Genomic DNA, 16,646 nt, shown 5'->3' with positions numbered 1-16,646 from the left:
AATATATTGAGAGGCCACCACTATGGATGCCTCTTAATGCAACACGAGCTTCTGATCCGCCTGAGCGTTTTCTTTGGCCTCTTCATCCTACTCGCTGGGATCGAAACGTTGGCCCCACGTCGACCGTTGAACTGGTCCAAATCCCGCCGCTGGATGACCAACTGGGGGCTGTCTGCCCTCAACACCTTAACCCTTCGCGCCCTGGCCATCGCTTTGCCCTTGCTCGCCGTCGGCGCGGCCTCTGATGCCCAATCCAACGGCTGGGGTCTGTTCAACATCTTGCACCTCCCCGTCGCAATTGAGTTCATTTTGGCAATCCTGATCCTGGATTTTGCCATTTGGTTGCAACACCTTATCACCCACAAAATCCCGCTCCTGTGGCGCCTGCATCGGGTGCACCACGCGGATCCAGACTTTGATGTCACCACCGCCATTCGCTTCCATCCGGTGGAAATTGCGCTGTCGATGGGGCTCAAAATCAGCCTGATCTATCTGCTTGGTCCTGCCGCGCTGGCCGTGCTGGTGTTTGAAATCCTGCTCAACGGCACCGCGTTGTTCAACCACGCCAACATCCACCTGCCCGCCAAACTCGACCGTTTGATCCGGCTTGTTTTGGTCACACCCGACATGCATCGTGTGCATCATTCGGTGCTTCGGGACGAGCACGACAGCAACTATGGCTTTGCCCTGTCGATCTGGGACCGCGCGCTGGGAACCTATATCGCGCAACCCCGTGCAGGACATAATGAGATGACCATCGGATTAGAGTGGCAAGATACCCGCCCCACCAAACTTTCCTGGAGCCTGCGCCTCCCCTTCCGTGCAAAATGACGCTGGACGCCATCCAAGCTGCCGCCGCAAACGCGGGCCTGCTCACCATGGGGGCGCTGCATGAGGACGGCAAAACCATTGTGCTCTTTGGCACCGGCCCGGCTTTTTGGGCCGCATTTAGCGCGTCGCCAGAATATCTGGACGGTGAAAAGCATCCAGTCGACCGGTGGTCCAAACGGGTGGTTGGCAATCTCGCCCACGAGTTTGGCGGAACATGCCAATTCCCCTCCGACGGCCCGCCCTATCCGCCGTTCATTCGTTGGGCCTTGGACAGCGGACCGTTCTTCCAAAGCCCCGTCGGCATGATGGTGCACCCCGAAGTGGGCCTGATGATCTCCCTACGTGGGGCGCTGATCTTGCCGACAGAAATCCCTTTACCTCAGCAGGATATGCCCTCTCCCTGCCTCACCTGTAAGGCCCCCTGCACCACGACCTGTCCGGTGGACGCGCTCAGCGCAGAAACCGGCTACAAGGTCGCTGCTTGCCACGCCTTCTTGGACACCCAAGAAGGCTCCGACTGCATGTCCCGCGGTTGCATTGCCCGCCGCGCCTGTCCACACTCAGGCAAAGCCGAGCGCACCGACGCGCAATCCGCCTTACATATGAGGTCCTTTCATCCATGAGCCGTACCCTGATCCTGATGCGCCACGCCAAATCAAGCTGGGACGACTTCATGCAACCGGATCACGCCCGCCCTCTCAACGCACGCGGCCGCACCTCCGCCGCCGCGATGGGCAAGTGGCTCAAAGACAAAGACTATTTGCCTGAGGAGCTGCTCTGCTCCACCGCAGAACGCACCCGCGAGACCTATGCCCGACTAGGCATCACTGCGGCCACAACCCGCTACGAGGATGCCCTCTATCACGCCGGTGCGGACGTCATGCTGCATGTTCTGCAAACCGCAGAGGCCAACACCATCCTGATGCTGGGGCACAACCCGGGCATCGCCTACTTCGCTGAAATGCTGGCCCAAAATCAGGCCAGCGACCCGCGCTTCTCGGACTATCCCACCTGCGCCACCACCGTGTTTCACTTTGATCTCCACAGCTGGTCCGACGTGAAATTCTCGCAAGGCACAGTGATAGACTTCGCAATCCCCCGCGAGGTCATCGCTGCGCAAGAAGACGCCACTTGATCCAGCGCATTGCGCCACCGTTTGCTGGTGCCTATCTGTCCAACAACGCCAAACAAGGAGCCCCTCATGCACCGCCGCGCCTTTCTGCTGGCCGCCGCCAGCCTGCCTCTCGCCAGTCTTCCCGCCATGGCCGACACCCCTACCATCAAGGTTGTAAAATCCCCTACTTGCGGCTGCTGTGGTGCTTGGGAAGACCACCTGCGCGCGGAAGGGTTCATTGTCGAGAGCCACGCAATCCCGGATGAACAGCTCTGGGACATCAAAGCCCGCCTGGGCCTGACGGATGAGACCTCCTCTTGCCACACAGGCTTGATCGACGGCTATCTTGTTGAGGGCCACGTACCGGCATCCGACATTCGCCGTCTTCTCGCCGAGCGCCCCAGTGCACGTGGCATCACTGTGCCGGGTATGCCCATGGGCTCTCCCGGCATGGAAGTGGGCGGCGAGGTCGAGCCTTATGACACCCTGCTGATCCATCCAGATGGCCGTACAGAAGTGTTTGAAAGCCATAGCTAAACGCAAAAGGCCGGGCAAATGCCCGGCCTTCTTTTTGATCTGTGTTCGGGATCAGTGACCCAGAATCTGGCTCAGGAACAACTGGGTCCGTTCGCTCTTCGGGTTGTTGAAGAACTCTTCCGGTTCGTTCTGCTCCACGATCTGGCCCTGGTCCATGAAGATCACACGGTTCGCCACCTGACGGGCAAAGCCCATCTCGTGGGTCACGCAGAGCATGGTCATGCCCTCTTCCGCCAGTTCGATCATGGTGTCGAGCACCTCTTTGATCATCTCCGGGTCAAGCGCCGAGGTTGGTTCGTCAAACAGCATGATGCGCGGCTTCATGCACAGCGAACGGGCAATCGCCACACGCTGCTGCTGACCACCGGACAACTGACCTGGATACTTCAGAGCCTGATCCGGGATCTTCACCTTCTCAAGGAAGTGCATCGCGATCTCTTCGGCTTCTTTCTTGGGTGTTTTGCGCACCCAGATCGGCGCCAGCGTACAGTTCTCAAGGATCGTCAGATGCGGGAACAGGTTGAAGTGCTGGAAGCACATGCCAACCTCGGACCGGATCTTGTCGATGTTCTTGAGGTCGTTGGACAGCTCGGTACCATCCACGATGATGTCGCCCGACTGGTGCTCTTCCAGACGGTTGATACAGCGGATCAGGGTCGATTTACCGGAGCCGGATGGCCCCGCAATCACGATCCGCTCACCTTCATTGACGGTCAGGTTGATGTCGCGCAGCACGTGGAAAGACCCGTACCACTTGTTCATGTTGGAGATTTGAATGGCGACTTCGCTGCCCACATGCATCTTGGAGCGGTCGATTTCGCGATCAGACATAAGTTCAGACATATTGTGAACTCCTTCTTAGTGGCCTTTGTGCAGCTTGCGCTCAAGCCACTGGGAATATTGAGAGATGCCGTAGCAAACGACGAAGAACAGGGCGGCGGCAAAGCCGAAAAGTTCCCAGTAAACGCCGTTCCATTCGGTAGATGCGAGGATCGGCCCACGGATCATCCCCACGAGGTCGAACATCGAGATGACCGACACGAGGGTTGTGTCCTTGAACAAGCCCACCGCCACGTTCACGATACCCGGAATCGAGATCTTCAACGCTTGCGGCAGAATGATCAGACGCATCGCCTGCGGATAGTCCAGCCCAAGGCTGTCAGCCGCCTCATACTGCCCTTTTGGCAACGCGGCGAGACCACCCCGTACCACCTCGGCAATATAGGCCGCCGAGAACAGCGTGATCATGATCACAACCCGCAGGAACAGGTCCACCGTCGCATCCGGCGGGAAGAAGTAGGACAGCATGACCGACGCCACAAACAACAGCGTGATCAGCGGAACCCCCCGCACAAATTCGATGAAGACAACGCAGATGCCTTTGATCAGCGGCATGTCAGACTGACGGCCCAACGCCAAGGCAATCCCCAGCGGCACCGACAACGACACACAGGTCAGACCCAGCATCATGTTGAGCATAAAGCCACCAAGGTCGCGGCTCGGCACAGCCGGCAGCAATGCGCTGTCAGACGCACCTTCCGGAATCATCGCCCCGCCAAGCGCCCAGATGATCAACGCAATGACCACGGCTCCAAAGAAGCCAAGAGCAAAGTTGTTGCGACCGAATTTCTGGAAAAACGCGCCCGCAGCGACAAAGCCAACCAACGCAACCAGCGGTGCGAGAATGGTGCCACCCCAGATCAGCCAAAAGGCCACAAACGGATAGAGCGCAGTGAAGATCAACAGCTTGCGCGGCAGGTCAAAGAACAAGACCGGCGCAATGGCGACCAGCATCAGCACAAAGGCCACATTTGGACGCCAGTATTCATCCACCGGGTATTTGAACCCATAGATCAGCTGGTTCCAACGCTCGGTCAGCACCGAGAAACAGGCGCCTGTGGTGCCGTCCAGAATCTCCCGACATTCCGCGAGAGACGAGGTGGTCCAAAGGCCGTTGAAAATCCACGGCAACGTGTTTTTCAGCACCGAATAGATCAGTAGCAGCGCCACAATTGTCAGGATGCTGTTCGGAATAGAGGAGAACAGGTTCTCCCGCATCCATTTCACCACACCGGTCTCACGCGCCGGGGGCGGGCTTTCCGGGATGGTTTCGGTGGCGACAAAAGCGATGGAGTTGTTGTTTTGATCAGACATCTCAGCGCTCCTTCAACTTAACGGATGCGTTGTAGACGTTCATCGCCATAGAGATGAGCAACGACGCGGTGAGATAGAACAACATCAGCAGGAGCACACATTCAATCGCGCGGCCGGTCTGGTTGAGCGTAATGCCCCCCAGCGTCGCGGTGATATCCGCATAGCCCACGGCAATCGCCAGAGAGGAGTTCTTAGTGATGTTCAGATACTGAGAGATCAACGGCGGAATGATCACCCGCAAAGCCTGTGGCAGGATCACGAGGTTCATCACGCGACGAGGGCGCAAACCCAGTGCAGAGGCCGCCTCGGTCTGGCCTTTAGACACAGCCTGAATACCAGCACGCACGTTTTCCGCAATGAAGGCACCGGTGTAGATCGACAACGCAAACCACAGCGCGATCAGAGGACCGCCAACTTTGATGCCGCCTTTGAAGTTAAAGCCTTTCAGTTCCGGCACTTCCCAGCTCAGACCCATGATGAACATCAAGGCAATAAACGGCACCAGCCAGATCGCCAGGTTGATCCATAGTGTCTTAGGACGCACACCGGTCTCAGCCTGCACATTCGCGGCCCGGGCGTTGTTGGTCCGCACCGCGTACCACGACCCAGCCGCAACCAGCAGCACCAGAACCCAGTTCAGCGTTGCACTGCCAAACAGCCCGTTCTCAAAGAACGGCATCGGGATGTAGACACCCCGGTTGGTGAAGGCAAACAGGTCCAGCACCATGCTCGACGTCGCGTTGTCGCCCCGGAACTCGCGTGGTCCAGGCATGACCGCGGTCATGATGGTGAAGATGATGATGATCCAGATCAGCACCGGAATGTTGCGGAAGATTTCCACGTAGACGGCCATCAACTTGGACACGATCCAGTTGTTGGACAGGCGCAGAACACCGGCGATCACACCAAATATGGTCGCGGTGACACAGGCCAGAAACGCCACCAGAATAGTGTTCAGAACACCGACAAGCGCGGCGCGCGCATGGCTGGATTGGCTGTCATATTCGACAAGACGCTGGTTGATGTCATAACCAGCTGGATCGCCGAGAAAACTGTAAGAAATATTGAGGCCGGCGGCCCGAAGGTTCTGGATAAGGTTGTTGCCCAGATACCAAATCGCCAGCGCCAGAGCGACGGCTGCAATTGCTTGGAACGTCAACGAGCGATAGCGCGTATCGTTGATCAGCATAGACAGCCGGAACGACTCCTTGGGAGGGTCGGTCAGAGTGGTCATATAGGATCTTCCCCGTTCGTCGGCCGGTTAATTATGGGCGTCGTTGCGCCATGGCCGATTATTGTTGTGGGTCTTCAATGCGAAAAGGGCGCGGTATGAACCGCGCCCTTTCCGTGATGTGTTTAGCGGAAGGGCGGGGAGTAGATCAGGCCGCCGTCGGTCCACTGAGCGTTCAGGCCACGGGCCAGACCGATCGGAGTGGATTCACCGATGTTGCCTTCAAACAGCTCACCGTAGTTGCCGCCCGCCATTACAGCGTTTTTGCCCCAGTCAGCGCTCAGGCCGAGCATCTCGCCCAGGTTGCCTTCGGTGCCGAGCAGACGGTTGATTTCTGGGTTGTTGGTGCCTGCAGCCATCTCACCGATGTTTGCGGAGGTCACACCCAGCTCTTCTGCAGTGATCAGAGCGTTCAGGGACCAGCGAACCACGTCACCCCAGTTGTCGTCGCCGTGACGCACCAGTGGGCCCAGAGGCTCTTTGGAGATGATTTCTGGCAGCAGAACGTGCGCAGATGGATCTTCGAAGGTCGCACGTGTCGCCGCCAGACCGGATGCGTCGGTGGTGTACACGTCACATGCGCCTGCCAGATACTGCTGCTGAGCTTCTGCGTTGGTTTCGATTGGAACCGGCTCGTAGCTGATGTTGTTGGAACGGAAGAAATCCGCCAGGTTCAGCTCGGTGGTGGTACCGGTTTGGATACAAACGGTTGCGCCGTCCAGTTCTTTCGCGGAGGACACACCCAGTTCTTTTGGAACCATGAAGCCCTGACCGTCATAGTAGTTCACGCCAACAAAGGTGAACTTCAGGTCTACGTCACGGGAGAATGTCCATGTGGTGTTACGTGCCAGCATGTCGATCTCGCCGGAAGCCAGCGCGGTGAAGCGGGTCTTACCGGTGGTCGGAACAAACTCGACCGCTTTCGGGTCGCCCAGTACAGCGGCTGCCACTGCACGGCACACACCAACGTCGAACCCCATCCATTCGCCGTTTGCGTCAGGTGCCGCGAAGCCAACCAGACCGGTGGTCACACCACAGTTCAGCTTGCCGCGCGCTTTAACATCGTCAAGCGTGCCAGCAGCAGCTGCACCGGCCGCCAGGCCAGCAACTGTCAGTGCACCGAAAACTACGGATTTTTTCATTTTTACCTCTTCCTGTTGTCCACCCTATCCCGGGTGGTTTTTGGTCCTGTTAGACCGAAAGTAGATGATCAGAGATTACACCCCCCTCACATCGGTGTTCAGTTTGGTCGCATTCATCGCCAAACGTCAAGAGGTCCATCACGCAATACTATCAATGCTTGCGCTATCAGCCTCTTGACCTTGTTTTACATGCAAAACGCTCAGTCTTTGCTCAGCTTGTAGAAGGTGTAAGCGTGCATAAACGCTTGCCTTTTCTTCTCCGCTTCTTCTGCGGCGTCCTCGTCGCGTCCCCACTGATCTTCCTGCCATTGCTCGTCGATTCGGGAGAGTTCCCAAAGCGTTTCGATCGGGTGCAAATCACAGGTTGCGGCGAATCCGATGATCAGCGATCCGGAGATGCCCACCAGATCATGGAACGCGGCCAACTCGAAGCTGTCAAAGCCGTGTGTTTTCTCGCTAAGCTTGCTTAGCGCGTCAGCGTCCTGCGCTTCAAACATCACCCCGGCAACCGGCTTCAATCGGGCGTTAAAAGTCTCTGCGGCCCAGTCCAGAAGCGGGTCCCAGGCCGCCGCCTGACGGGCGATCAACTCTTCGGGAGTTGTGGCGCGATAACAGACCAAATCGCTGCCACCGTACTCCGCCAACATATCCGCCACTTCACCGTGCTGCACCGCAACCTTGTCGATGGCCGCATTCACCGAGCGGGTAACCGGCATGGTACTCGGATCGATTTTCTCGTCCTGCGCATCCCACTCTTCCACAACAGCCTTGGCCATCGCCTCGGTGGGCACAACCAGCGGCGCCTTGGCCGGGGTTTTTACGCCGCGCCCGTCCAACAACACTTTGTAACCGCCTTCTGTGGCCTCATAGGTTGTCTCTTTCCAAAATCGTTTCTTGGCCCATTCGCTCATGGCTGACCCTCCCAAATCTGTGTCAGCGCATTTTCCAACGCCGCAAAATCCTCAACGATACGATGAGCTGCGCCCAGCGCATCCCGCGCGTGATAGCCCCACCCCACACCAATGCCAGCCACACCGGCGGCGGCGGCCATCTCCATGTCGTAACTTGTGTCGCCAATCATCAACGCATCCCGCGCATCCACACCGGTTTCCGCCAGCGCTGTTGTGATCATCGACGGATGTGGTTTGGACGGATGGTCATCGGCCACCTGCGTGGTGACAAACATGCCCTGCAAGCCATGACCTTCAATCAACTTGTCGAGCCCGCGCCGCGACTTGCCCGTGGCCACGCCCAGCAGCACATCGTCCTGCGCTCGCAGCCGCTCCAAAACATCGCGTGCACCGGCAAAGAACGGCGATGACTGGGCCACACCTGTCTCTGCGCGCCGATGCATGTATCCCTGCTTATAGCCGTCCACCAAACGTACCCGCAGCGCGGCATCCGCCTCTGGCAGTAGCTTGAACATCGCCATATCCAGCGAAAGCCCCACAATCGACAGCGTGTCTTCGCGGCTTGGCGGCGCCAATCCCTCACCGTCAAAGGCAAGGTTCATCGCTTCGACAATCAGCCCCTGGCTATCCACCAGCGTGCCATCCACATCAAAAATCACCAGTTTGAGCCGCATTTGGCCTCCGCGTGTTCTGTGGCGCTTGCTTCACCACGGACACGCTCAGAGGTCAAGCATCGTCGGAGTAGGCGCCCGAGGAATAGGTCAGCTCATAGGAATGACTGTAGAGTTCCACCAGATTGCCAAACGGATCCTCACAATAGACCATGCGATAGGGCTTCTGATCCGGATAGTAGTAGCGCACCTGTTGCATCCGCTGTTTCCCGCCCAGCGCCTCAATGCGCTTCACACGCTCCTCAAGATCGCTGTCTTGCAGGCAAAAGTGAAAAATCCCCGGTTTCCAATAATCAAACGGCGGCTTGCTGTCGTCGGTCTTGGGAAACTCAAACAGCTCAATGCCCACCCCATCGCCAGTGGACAGATGCGCAATCCGAAACCGCCCCCATCCTGCGCCAAACACATCATCACACATCTCGCCAATCGCACTGTTGTCCTGCAAAACCTCGGCAGGCGGCATCAACAGGTAGAGATCAAAGGCTTTGGTATAAAACTCAACCGCCCGATCCAGATCGGGCACGGTGATGCCAATATGGGAAAACGACACAGCCGGCATAGGCTTCTCCTCTCAAAATTACGTGCAAAAGAAAAAAAGTCGCGGAATGCCTCAGCATGCCACGACTTCACTTACGCGCCAAATCTCTTGGGAGACGACAAAGCGCTAGCGCAGGCTCTCAAATGGATCGTCTGCTGCGAGATCTTCGGACCAGCCAAAGGTCTCCCAGGTGTGCGCCATATGCTCCGGTAACTCTGCTGTCACAGTCACCTGTTTGCGGGTCACCGGATGCTCAAACGTCATCGACCGCGCATGCAGGTGCAGCTTGTTGGACATCATCCCACCCAGCTTTGCGCCCCAGCCATCGCCGAGGTTTTCCTGACCGGAACCTCCATACTTGCCGTCACCGATAATCGGATGACCAATTTCCGCCATATGCGCGCGCAGCTGGTGCGTCCGGCCGGTGATCGGCTCCATCGCCACCCAGGAGGCCCGCCCGGCCACACGATACAAAGTCGCGTATTGCGTAATGGCACGTTTGGCGCCCGGCGTGTTCTCGACCTCGCGCGGATGCACCGCAATCATCTTCTCGCCTTCACCGCGCGCCCCATGGCCGCCTGCCTTCACCAAGCCGTATTTGATCTCGCCCAGATACGGCGTCGGCACACCGGCCACCACAGCCCAGTAGATCTTGCGGGTTTGTTTGTGCCGCATCGCTTCGGTCAGCGCCTTCGCCGCAGCCCGCGTGCGCGCCAGCAACAACACCCCAGAGGTGTCCTTGTCCAACCGATGCACCAAACGTGGCTTCTCGTCATAGTCAAACTGTAACGCCACAGACAGACCATCCACATGCCGCGTTTGCTTGCTGCCGCCCTGCGTGGGCAGGCCCGCCGGCTTATTGATCGCGATGATCTCGTCATCTTTGTAGATCACGCTGTCCAGCATCATTTTGGCGTCAGCTTTGCTAACCTTGGTCACAGCCCGCGTCTTTTCCCGCTGCGCCACCTCATGCGGCAACGGCAGGGGCGGCACGCGAATGCTCTGGCCTTCCTCCACACGGGTATTGGCCTTCACCCGGCCGCCATCCACTCGGATCTCGCCCTTGCGGCACATCTTCTCGATCTGCCCTTGCCCAACATGGGGAAACTTGCGCTTGAACCACCGGTCCAGCCGTTGATCGCCTTCACCGTCTGCAACGGTCACTGTCTTTACCCGGCTCATGCCAGAAATCCTCTCGTCACGGCCATCCCCAGCATCAACGCGCCCACCGCGCCAATCACCGAAACAGCCACATAAAACGCCGCCGCGCCAAAGGCCCCGCGCTCCATCAGCGTCACAGTTTCCAGCGAAAACGCCGAAAACGTTGTGAAACCGCCCAGCAGCCCGGTCATCACCAAAGGCGACAGATGTGTCAGGCCGCGCTGCGCTGCCAACACCACAAAGACCCCCATCAGAAAAGAGCCAATCACATTCACGGTGATGATCGCCAGCGGGAAGCCATTCCAGAATCCCTGCCCCATCAGCCGCACCACACCGATGCCCAGCAGATAGCGCAACGCTGCGCCCACTGCGCCACCCAAAGCCACATATGCCACGTTTAAAACCATCACGCGTCTCTCTGCGCTTTGCCCCGCAATGTCAAGAAAACCGCTTTCTTCTTCCCCAAATACCTCGGAGGAATCGCCAATATGACAACGGGGGTTGCCCCCTACCCGTTCCGTTTGGTGCGCAGCTTGGCAAAATACTCCATGCGCCGCTTCAACTCGCGCTCATACCCGCGCTCCACCGGCGTGTAGATCACCGGCCGCTTGATACCTTCCGGGAAGTAGTTCTGCCCCGAAAACCCGTCCTCGGCATCATGGTCATACTGATAACCGTCGCCATAGCCTTGGTCTGCCATCAACGAGGTTGGCGCATTTAGGATATGCTTGGGCGGGGGCTCAGAGCCGGTTTTCTTCGCCAAAGCCCGCGCTGCCTTATAGGCCGCATAACCCGCGTTGGTCTTCGGCGCGAGCGCCAGATAAATCACCGCCTGCGCCAGCGCCAACTCCCCTTCGGGACTGCCTAGCCGTTCATAAGTTTCCCAGGCACTGAGGCACATACTCTGTGCCTGTGGATCGGCCAAAGCAATATCCTCACAGGCCATCCGGGTCAGTCGTCGTGCCAGAAACCGCGGGTCTTCCCCACCCTCCAGCATCCGCGCATACCAATAGAGTGCCGCTTCCGGATCAGACCCGCGCACCGATTTGTGCAACGCCGAAATCAGGTTGTAATGTTCATCGCCAGATTTGTCGTATTTCGCTGCCCGCCGCATCAGCCGTGTGGAGAGCGCATCGGTGTCGAGCTTGCCGTCTACTTTCCAGGCCATGACCTGCTCAATCAAATTGAGCAACGCCCGCCCGTCACCATCCGCCATTTCCAACAAGGCTTCGCGCGCCGGACCATCCAGCGGCAAGGGCTTTTCCAGCTCTTTCTCAGCCCGCTGCGCCAAGCGCTCCAGATCACCCAGAGCCAACCGCTCCAGCACGAGCACTTGCGAGCGCGACAGCACCGCAGCGTTGAGCTCAAACGACGGGTTTTCCGTTGTCGCTCCCACCAGAAGAATAGTGCCGTCTTCCATGTACGGCAGAAACCCATCCTGCTGCGCTTTGTTGAAGCGGTGGATCTCATCCACAAACAACAACGTGCCTTTGCCATTGGACCGCCGCACTTTGGCGGCTTCAAACACTTTGCGCAGTTCCGGCACACCAGTGAAAATCGCGCTGATCTGCACAAAATGCAGCTCAGTATCATCCGCCAGCAGCCGCGCTATGGTGGTCTTGCCCACACCGGGCGGCCCCCAGAAGATCAGCGACGACAAAGACCCTGAGGACAGCATCACGCCCAAAGGCGCTTCTGCGCCCAGCACCTGCTCCTGCCCAATCACCTCGGACAAAGATTTTGGCCGTAGCCGATCCGCCAGAGGACGCGGCGCTTCGTCCTTCGGTTCCGCGACAGGAATGTCCGCCGGTGTGGTGTCAAAAAGGTCGGCCATCGTGCGCCCAGAAGTCCTTACAGTCTAAAGCGCATCACCACCCGCTGGGTGCCGCGCTGGACCTCCAACGTAAGCCGCTTGCGCGCATCCCGCAAAGCCTTGTCCGCATCTTTTGTGGTGAGGATCTCTGAGCCGTCGATCACGCGCAACACATCTCCTGGCCCAATGCCCAGCCGCGCGCCGATCTCACCCGGATTTTCTACCACAACACCTTCCAGGCTCAGCGGAAGTCCAAACTCCCCCAACACCGCAGGGTTGATATTGGACATCACCATGCCCGGGATCGCCGACTTGCGCCCGGTCTCGATGGTGTCACGGCTCGGCACATCCGGCGCCACATCCATCGTCACCATGCGCGTCATCAACTCACCGTCGCGCAGGGTTTCAACCGCAACCTCACTGCCAAGCCCCGCCACCGACATGCGGAAAATCATCTCCGCAGGCGTGTTCACCGGTTGCCCGTCCAGCGCCACGATCACGTCGCCTGCCTCCACACCCGCGGCCAAAAATGGGCTGACTTCATGCATGGCGGACACGACGATACCACCGGCACGGTCAAGCCCTAAACCTTCCGCCATATCCGCATCCACCGGCTGACCAAACATGCCCGCCCAAGGCCGCTGAAAGCCCTCAAAACCGGCACGCGCTTGATCCACGAACTGCTCCACCAGATTGGCCGGAATAGCAAAACCAATCCCGTTGGACCCACCGGACCGAGTCAGGATCGAGGTGTTGATGCCAATCAGATCGCCATTGATGTCAATCAACGCCCCACCGGAGTTGCCGGGGTTGATCGCCGCATCGGTCTGAATGAAGTAACCCCGCGCATTGCCCGTCGCCACGCCCGACCGCGCCAAGCCGCTGACAATCCCGCTGGTCACGGTTTGCCCCACGCCAAACGGGTTGCCAATCGCCATGACCAACTCGCCCACATCGACATTGTCGCTGTCACGGAAGTGTAAAAACGGCAGACCTTCGGCATCCTTCAGCTTCAGAATGGCCAAATCGCTCTCTTCATCCGCCAGAAGCACTTCGGCTGTGTACTCACTGCGATCATTGAGTTGCACACGAATGTCAGTCGACATGCCCACCACGTGATAGTTGGACACCACAATGCCGTCCTCCGACAGGATCACTCCCGAGCCCAGCGAGTTCTCCACCCGCGGCTGCGGCGTGCCAAACCCCCGAAACAGCTGATCAAAAAACGGATCGCCGGTGAACGGCGTCTGCCGCGCCTGCACAATCTGCTTGGCAAAAATGTTCACCACCGCTGGCGCCGCCTCTTTCACCAAAGGCGCAAAGCCCATCGAAATCTCGGCCTGCGATTGCGGGACTTTGGTCTCTGCCGACACCGTGGTGGCTAGGCCCAGCGTGAGGGAAATCAATACAGCGCGGATCATGCGTCATCCTCAATTGTTCAGTGCAACGCATATGCGCAGCGGTCCTGTATAATGCAAGCCACTCCACCGCTTGCGACGGCAGACATCCGCCCGAAACCATTGACTTAGCGCGCCAACGTCGGAAGCATCACCCCATGTCTTACGACCAACAATCCACACCAATCACCGCCTTCGAGTTGCACCGCCAGCTCGACGGGTTGGTCTACACATTCACCCGCGCAACGGACGAGCGTGGTAGAACAGGCTTTCTGCGTGAAGACGGCCCGTATTGGATTGTACATCACGCCGTCCTGGGCTGGGTTGCCGCCGACTTTGACAGTGACGAAATCATGGGCCGCCCCTGGGATCAGCTCACGCCACAATCTCCAGAGGCCCCGCCCGAAGGCATATGGGTCAACCGCAAAGGTCCAAAGTCCTACGTCTATGATCTAGTGTACGTCTAAAACGCACTGCTACGGTAAAAACGACGAGCCGTACCCCTGCCCATCCAACGCCTGACCCAACACCCTGAGCGCCCCCAGTCGCCCAATCTCATCCGCGCATTTCGCCCCGGCCCCATTGCCCCCGGTCAACGCAAAAATCCGGTCCGTCTGACCATAGATCAACGGATGACGACTGCGGGTGAAACTGGTGGCACAGGCACCATGAGACAAGGATTGATACCGCAGCCCGGGCATCACCGCCAAAAGCTGCTCCAATAGATACGCCCCGACATCCGCGTTCCCGCCGCTGCGGAACCAGTCTTTCATCTCAGAGAGAGAGTTTAGCTCTTTGTTGTCCGGATCGCCGCCCAGCTTGATATAGGTTTTGCCATTCGGATAGACCACCGGCGGCAATACATAGATATCGCGCACACCATCTGGGAGGATGTAGATGGTAGAAGGCATGTCTCGCAGCCGCGCCTGCTCTTCCGCATCAATTTCCACCAAGGCAATTGTGCGTGCAAAAACTGCAATTTCAGGCACGTCCGGCAACAGGCCTTCAGCTCTTGAGAACGCACCCGCTGCCACGATAACTTTGTCGCTCTCAAGTTTGCTACCATCGCGACAGGTCACTGTCACGCCGCCTGAGGTCTCATCAACCTGAGAAACCTCCGTTCGCAACAGGGTCACGCCATTTGCCTGTCCCGCTGCAATCTGCGCAGCCACATGCGCGCGCGGATCGATCCAACCACCATCCGGCTCAAACAGCGCGTGGATATCCGCCGGAAACCCAAAGAAAGAAAACTTTGCATTCAATTCGACACCGGAAAGAACCTCAAAATCGATCCCTTCTTTCTCACCATTCAGCTGTGTGGCGCGCGTGTAGTCGCTTCCTTCGCCCTGTGCTGGCCCCGCAATCACAGAGCCTGCACGATGAAAAAAGCGACGATTGCCCAGTGCTTCGACGTCCGCGTACCGCGCCATGGACGCGGACGAGAACCGAGACCAATCCATGCGACTGTCCATCCTACGCGTGATCCGTGCTTGGTCATAATGGCTGCCAAACACGCCCCTGTGCGTCGCGGCATCCGTCGGCTCTGAGGGTCCCACCAGTGCAACCTTTACGCCCATCTCGGCCAAATGCCGCGCACAGGCACTGCCCCATAGGCCAGCGCCCACCACAATCACGTCAAAACCCATCAATGCCCCTCCTATTGCCTCGACGCGACCATGCCGCGAGCCCCTCCGGAACGCTAGCCCAACCGCACCGCTTTCAACGTGGAATAGTGCTCCCCATTCGGCACCACATGAAGCACACAAGACGAAGGCACTAGGTCCTTGATCGCGTCGGCCATCTCCAACGGCGCCCAGGTGTCTTTGTCCCCGTGCCATATCTCGACCGGCGCTTGAACATTGCGCAACACGTCAGACCAGTCGGCAACATAGGCCGCCAGATACGCAAGATACCCTGCCCGGTGCGTGACAAAGCTGTTGCGCATGCCTTCGGTCAAAGCTGTCACAAACTGCGGGTCCGCCAACAAAGCCCGTTCCTGCACCCCACATTTGGCAAACAACTGTTTGATCAACATTCCGGGCACATTGCGCGCCAGTAAGCCCTGCGCGGCCGTCAGCATCCGCAACACACGCGGACGCTTCATAGCCAACTTAAACACCGGCGCACCTGCCATGTCCGGCAGGAACTCTCCCAGCTGCAAAGGCGCTGCTGGCGACACTACTGTCACTCGCGCAACCTGCTTCGGGCGCTCAGCCGCTAAGCGTAACGCCGCCATGGCCCCAATCGAAAACCCAACCACATGGAACGCCTGCCCGCCATTTTGAGCCACAGCCGCACCAAACGTAGACGCCAAATGTTCCAACGGCGCGGAACCCTCACACGCAAGCAGGTTTGGCGCCACAACCACACGGCCGTTCGTTGCCAAAAATGCCGCATCCTGCGGGCAACCGGGCACGCCATGGCAAAAGAAAACAGGAGCTTGGGGAGAGGTCGTCATTGCGGCACCTTTTGCATTTCCTCACAGAGGTAGTGCTGAGTTTTTGGATCCAAAATGTGACGGGTTGCCTCAGGTATACCCTGGAACGAAAAAGACCCCCGCCATTCTGGCAGGGGTCCAGGCATCTGGTTGATCCAGATGGAGATTTATTCTTCGGCGGCTTCTTCAGCTGCCACGCGAGCCTTGTCGGCCGCGCCTTTTGCATCAACGTCACGATCCACAAATTCGATGATCGCCATTGGCGCCATGTCACCATAGCGGAAGCCGGCTTTCATGATGCGGATGTAACCACCTTTACGCTCTGCGTAGCGTGGGCCCAGAACGTCAAACAGTTTTGCAACGTACTGGTCTTCTTTCAGACGAGCCGCTGCCTGACGACGCGCGTGCAGGTCACCACGTTTGGCCAGCGTGATCAGTTTTTCAACGATCGGACGCAGTTCTTTTGCCTTTGGAAGGGTGGTTTTGATCTGTTCGTGTTCGATCAAGGAACCCGCCATGTTGGCAAACAGGGCTTTACGGTGTTCGTGAGTACGGTTCAGGCGGCGATAGCCACGAGCATGACGCATTTGATTTCTCCTAATTCGCGTTTTTGCTTTGTCAGACCAGTGATGCGTGTCACCGGTTCACCTTGGGGCGGAAGCCCATATTTTCCCCGGCAGGTCCGGGCATTGGTTGAGCGGGGCACCTA

The 16,646-nt window shown here is 58.2% G+C and carries 19 protein-coding genes; 5 read left to right on the top strand and 14 right to left on the bottom strand.

Annotated elements, in window-relative coordinates:
• The first annotated feature begins 36 nt into the window (after window positions 1-36).
• The 4 genes from SIB38_RS06285 (at window position 37) to SIB38_RS06270 (ending at window position 2,482) form a co-directional block, all read left to right on the top strand.
• Window positions 37-831, top strand: a complete 795-nt coding sequence (locus tag SIB38_RS06285) for a sterol desaturase family protein (protein WP_412551639.1) — start codon at window positions 37-39, stop codon at window positions 829-831.
• Window positions 828-1,454 (top strand): ferredoxin, encoded by a 627-nt coding sequence (locus tag SIB38_RS06280; RefSeq protein ID WP_294116218.1) that lies wholly within the window; start codon window positions 828-830, stop codon window positions 1,452-1,454. The genes SIB38_RS06285 and SIB38_RS06280 overlap by 4 nt, the downstream gene beginning before the upstream one ends.
• Window positions 1,451-1,966, top strand: coding sequence for a SixA phosphatase family protein (locus tag SIB38_RS06275; RefSeq protein WP_412551638.1), 516 nt, complete (start codon window positions 1,451-1,453; stop codon window positions 1,964-1,966). Before SIB38_RS06280 ends, SIB38_RS06275 begins: the two co-directional genes overlap by 4 nt.
• A 66-nt stretch (window positions 1,967-2,032) precedes the next feature.
• A complete protein-coding gene (locus SIB38_RS06270; protein WP_412551637.1) occupies window positions 2,033-2,482 on the top strand; it encodes a DUF411 domain-containing protein in 450 nt (149 codons plus the stop codon).
• 51 nt (window positions 2,483-2,533) lie between these two features.
• Here SIB38_RS06270 and SIB38_RS06265 read toward each other — a convergent pair whose 3' ends face one another.
• From SIB38_RS06265 to SIB38_RS06215, 11 genes are all read right to left on the bottom strand, one after another.
• Window positions 2,534-3,325 carry an amino acid ABC transporter ATP-binding protein gene (locus SIB38_RS06265; RefSeq protein WP_294116215.1) on the bottom strand — a complete coding sequence of 264 codons (792 nt, stop codon included), beginning with the start codon at window positions 3,323-3,325 and terminating at the stop codon, window positions 2,534-2,536.
• Between the two features lie 15 nt (window positions 3,326-3,340).
• Window positions 3,341-4,636, bottom strand: coding sequence for an amino acid ABC transporter permease (locus SIB38_RS06260; protein ID WP_294116213.1), 1,296 nt, complete (start codon window positions 4,634-4,636; stop codon window positions 3,341-3,343).
• Window position 4,637: 1 nt separating this feature from the next.
• Entirely contained in the window at window positions 4,638-5,870 is a 1,233-nt protein-coding gene (locus SIB38_RS06255) for an amino acid ABC transporter permease (protein ID WP_294116211.1), read from the bottom strand.
• A 122-nt stretch (window positions 5,871-5,992) separates the two neighbouring features.
• Entirely contained in the window at window positions 5,993-7,009 is a 1,017-nt protein-coding gene (locus SIB38_RS06250) for an amino acid ABC transporter substrate-binding protein (RefSeq protein WP_294116209.1), read from the bottom strand.
• 200 nt (window positions 7,010-7,209) lie between these two features.
• Entirely contained in the window at window positions 7,210-7,920 is a 711-nt protein-coding gene (locus tag SIB38_RS06245) for an ATP12 family chaperone protein (RefSeq protein ID WP_412551636.1), read from the bottom strand.
• Window positions 7,917-8,594: an HAD-IA family hydrolase gene (locus SIB38_RS06240; RefSeq protein ID WP_294116205.1), complete on the bottom strand. Its 678-nt coding sequence runs from the start codon at window positions 8,592-8,594 to the stop codon at window positions 7,917-7,919. Before SIB38_RS06240 ends, SIB38_RS06245 begins: the two co-directional genes overlap by 4 nt.
• Before the next feature lie 52 nt (window positions 8,595-8,646).
• Window positions 8,647-9,150: a lactoylglutathione lyase family protein gene (locus tag SIB38_RS06235; protein ID WP_294116204.1), complete on the bottom strand. Its 504-nt coding sequence runs from the start codon at window positions 9,148-9,150 to the stop codon at window positions 8,647-8,649.
• A 105-nt stretch (window positions 9,151-9,255) separates the two neighbouring features.
• Entirely contained in the window at window positions 9,256-10,311 is a 1,056-nt protein-coding gene (locus SIB38_RS06230; protein ID WP_412551635.1) for an RluA family pseudouridine synthase, read from the bottom strand.
• On the bottom strand, window positions 10,308-10,697 hold the full coding sequence (gene crcB / locus SIB38_RS06225; RefSeq protein WP_294116202.1) for a fluoride efflux transporter CrcB: 390 nt from the start codon (window positions 10,695-10,697) through the stop codon (window positions 10,308-10,310). The genes SIB38_RS06230 and crcB overlap by 4 nt, the downstream gene beginning before the upstream one ends.
• 101 nt (window positions 10,698-10,798) lie before the next feature.
• On the bottom strand, window positions 10,799-12,124 hold the full coding sequence (locus tag SIB38_RS06220) for a replication-associated recombination protein A (protein ID WP_412551634.1): 1,326 nt from the start codon (window positions 12,122-12,124) through the stop codon (window positions 10,799-10,801).
• 17 nt (window positions 12,125-12,141) lie between these two features.
• Complete coding sequence (locus SIB38_RS06215; RefSeq protein WP_412551633.1) at window positions 12,142-13,524, bottom strand: trypsin-like peptidase domain-containing protein; 1,383 nt, start codon at window positions 13,522-13,524, stop codon at window positions 12,142-12,144.
• A 134-nt stretch (window positions 13,525-13,658) separates the two neighbouring features.
• On the opposite strand from SIB38_RS06215, the gene SIB38_RS06210 reads away from it, so the two are divergent.
• The gene (locus tag SIB38_RS06210; protein WP_294116198.1) at window positions 13,659-13,967 is read left to right on the top strand and encodes a hypothetical protein; all 309 of its coding nucleotides are present in this window, start codon (window positions 13,659-13,661) and stop codon (window positions 13,965-13,967) included.
• A 9-nt stretch (window positions 13,968-13,976) separates the two neighbouring features.
• Here SIB38_RS06210 and SIB38_RS06205 read toward each other — a convergent pair whose 3' ends face one another.
• From SIB38_RS06205 to rplQ, 3 genes are all read right to left on the bottom strand, one after another.
• Window positions 13,977-15,146, bottom strand: a complete 1,170-nt coding sequence (locus SIB38_RS06205) for an NAD(P)/FAD-dependent oxidoreductase (RefSeq protein ID WP_412551632.1) — start codon at window positions 15,144-15,146, stop codon at window positions 13,977-13,979.
• Between the two features lie 53 nt (window positions 15,147-15,199).
• Window positions 15,200-15,958: an alpha/beta fold hydrolase gene (locus SIB38_RS06200; RefSeq protein ID WP_412551631.1), complete on the bottom strand. Its 759-nt coding sequence runs from the start codon at window positions 15,956-15,958 to the stop codon at window positions 15,200-15,202.
• A 146-nt stretch (window positions 15,959-16,104) separates the two neighbouring features.
• Window positions 16,105-16,524, bottom strand: a complete 420-nt coding sequence (rplQ, locus tag SIB38_RS06195) for a 50S ribosomal protein L17 (RefSeq protein ID WP_209064880.1) — start codon at window positions 16,522-16,524, stop codon at window positions 16,105-16,107.
• Window positions 16,525-16,646: the final 122 nt, after the last annotated feature.

Source organism: Shimia sp. MIT910701 (assembly GCF_047126315.1).
Lineage (GTDB): Bacteria > Pseudomonadota > Alphaproteobacteria > Rhodobacterales > Rhodobacteraceae > Shimia.
Note: the sequence above shows the minus strand (reverse complement) of the source record. Positions and strands in the feature narration are given on the sequence as shown.